Genomic DNA, 2,268 nt, shown 5'->3' on the forward strand with positions numbered 1-2,268 from the left:
AATTGTTATTATATAACTATTATGTTAAAATTAGTATAAAATATATTTTTAGAAGGTGAGAATAAAAATGAATGTAAAACAAATCCGATTGGAAAATTTTAAAAATATAAAAAATAGTATAATAGAATTCCGTAGTAATTTATCTGGAATTTATGGTCCTAATGGAACAGGAAAAACATCTATTGTAGAAGCTTTAGAAGTTTTAAAACTATATTTTAGTAATACTTCTAAATATATAAATAATAACCAGGTTTTAGATAAAATTCTAAAGCATATGACTATAGGTAAACAAAATATGGTTATTGAAGCTATTTTTGTTCATGATGACACTGATTTCAAAGTTTTAGTGGAGTTCGTCAAAGATAGTAACGGTGGAATTTTTGTCTCTAGAGAGGAGTTTTCTCAAAAGCAATCTAAAGCTAGACGTAAATTTCAACATATAGCTAAGATTAAAAATGATGACACACTGTTATTACCAGAGATTTTTATAGGAGGAACAAATACAACAAATTCAAATATTTTAATCGATTTTTTAGATACATCAAACTTTAAGCAACTGTTGAAAAACTTTAGTAATTTGAACACTTTTTTCTTGAGCTCATTCATACATACAGATAAAAAAAAATTAGAGGATCCTAATTTTAAAATCCTAAAAGATTCACTTGAAAATTTAAAAATAGTTGAAAATTTAATTAAAAATATTGTTGTAGTTACCCTATCAAAACAAGCTCTTTATAAGGATACACTAGTTATCCCTATTAATTATGGAGATGGTTCAGATTTAGATACTATAAATTACTCAACTCAAGATAATATTTTCAATAAAAAAGATGTAGACTGTTTAAAAAGAGCTGCTAAAAATATAGATAAACTTCTTTCTATTATTATTCCTGATTCTAGGTTTATACTTGAAGAAAAAGTTGTTGGAGTTGATGAAAATGATGAAAGAACTGCTATCAACTTGTTCCTGGTGAAAAAAGGTATCAAAATCCCTTTAACACTAGAATCCACTGGTACAATTAAACTTGTATCTCTTTTATCCATTTTAATTGTGTATATACAAAATGAAAAAGCTATTATTGTTATAGACGAGCTAGATATTCATATCTTTGAATATCTATTGGCTGTGTTACTAGAAACAATGGCACCTTTAGCTAAAGGGCAGCTTATTTTCACAGGTCATAATCTTTTACCTATGGAAAAATTGGGTAAAGATTCTATTATAATCGCCACTGAATCTAATGATGATATTATTTACACATTTATGAAAGGAATTTCAAATAGTACTAACATCAGACAAAAGTATTTACGTTCTCAAGCCTTATGGAGTGAAGATAATATCGAACCTCTTCACTTAAATATCCCAGCTTTAAATGTTTTTGTAAAAGGGTTGGTGTTGAAAAATGGCAATTAAAATTGTTCTTTTTATTGTTGAAGGACCTTCTGATGAAGAAACTCTTTCTGCATATATAACAAAATTGATGTTTAAGAATAGAAAAAAATTATCAGTCCAAATAACTTATGGAGATAAAACAAGTGAAAACATCCCTAATAGTAAGACTCTTTTTACAGTTACTGCTGATAATGTAAATCAATATATTGAAAATATCATAATTGAATATTTAAGCAGAAAAGATGTAAAAGATCTTGGTATAAAAGCTAAAAATATTGAGTATGTTTTTTATGTAACAGATACTGATAACTGTTTTTTTGAAGAAACTCTACCTAGATTGAATAAAAAAGAGTGCCTATCAAAAATGTTCAATTTTAAGGAGATTGAAGTTTATCAAAACCAGGTTCAAAGACGACAAGAAAAGCAAAAAAATATCTCTGAGAGGAAAATACCAAGAGTTCCATTTGAAACAATATTCTTCGCTAAGGATTTAGAAGCTGTAACCATTGGAAATAGCGAAAAATTAACAGATGAATTAAAAGAGAAGTTATCAAATGAATTTGCTCAAAATTCCATTTTAATAGATGGTTTTTTTGAAAAAGTTTTTAGAGATAGTAGTCTGATGCAATGGGAAACTTTTGAAAAATCATACATAGGAATAAAAACTTATAAAGATAGAGCTTCTAACATGAATAACTTTTTAGATAAAGTGGATAACTGGAAAAAGAAAGATTAAAAAAAGTCAATGACTACTCCTTAACGAGTGGCATTGACTTTTTATTTAAGATTTTAGGCTTTTTAAACAAAATCTCCCATAACCTTATATTTTCTATTTTGATTTATTTTTTGTTTTTTCTATATTCTGATAGGGTACA

2 protein-coding genes are annotated in these 2,268 nt (G+C 26.6%); both read left to right on the forward strand.

Going from position 1 to position 2,268, the window contains the following annotated elements:
* The first annotated feature begins 67 nt into the window (after positions 1-67).
* Positions 68-1,414, forward strand: a complete 1,347-nt coding sequence (locus ACRC8M_RS11810) for an AAA family ATPase (protein WP_438529315.1) — start codon at positions 68-70, stop codon at positions 1,412-1,414.
* Positions 1,404-2,129 carry a hypothetical protein gene (locus ACRC8M_RS11815; RefSeq protein ID WP_438529316.1) on the forward strand — a complete coding sequence of 242 codons (726 nt, stop codon included), beginning with the start codon at positions 1,404-1,406 and terminating at the stop codon, positions 2,127-2,129. The genes ACRC8M_RS11810 and ACRC8M_RS11815 overlap by 11 nt, the downstream gene beginning before the upstream one ends.
* Positions 2,130-2,268 lie beyond the last annotated feature (139 nt).

Source organism: Cetobacterium sp. (genome assembly GCF_051653945.1).
Taxonomy (GTDB): domain Bacteria; phylum Fusobacteriota; class Fusobacteriia; order Fusobacteriales; family Fusobacteriaceae; genus Cetobacterium_A.

Bases quoted from the DNA above. Each gene is read 5' to 3' on its own strand.
- ACRC8M_RS11810 (WP_438529315.1), top strand. From the start codon at position 68: ATGAATGTAAAACAAATCCGATTGGAAAATTTTAAAAATATAAAAAAT.
- ACRC8M_RS11815 (WP_438529316.1), top strand. From the start codon at position 1,404: ATGGCAATTAAAATTGTTCTTTTTATTGTTGAAGGACCTTCTGATGAA.